Source organism: Vibrio sp. Sgm 5, from assembly GCF_026241575.1.
Taxonomy (GTDB): Bacteria; Pseudomonadota; Gammaproteobacteria; order Enterobacterales; family Vibrionaceae; genus Vibrio; species Vibrio jasicida.
Map to the genome: position 1 here is coordinate 1 of NZ_JAPHPY010000145.1, position 376 is coordinate 376.

The following is a 376-nucleotide window of genomic DNA, read 5'->3' on the forward strand; positions in this document are numbered from 1 at the left end:
CAACACGAACATAAGACTCTGACTGTGCGCTACTGCTCATTGGAGAGACTCGGTATTGATACAGGCAATCTTGCGTTTCATTCGAGCTTACATCAAACGACGTTGAACCAGAGCTGACGACCTGACAAGCATCCCCTGATAATGACTCGACAGACGTAATCACAAACTCGCTATCATCGCTTGTATTGACATAACCAGTAACGTTAATAGAAGTGCGCTCACCAACAATAGCATTATTACTAATGTTTGCTGAGAAGATCGCCGTATTGTCGGCAGGTGAAGTAATTACCGGATTGTCCGAGCCGCCCTCACCACCACCATTACACGCAGTAAGAAGTGTTGCGAGGGAGACGCTTGTTAGTACAGATAGAGATGA

General features: G+C 46.0%; 1 pseudogene. It reads right to left on the bottom strand.

From position 1 onward, the window contains the following. A pseudogene (locus OQJ86_RS26445) lies at positions 1–376 on the bottom strand (hypothetical protein); the annotation flags it as partial.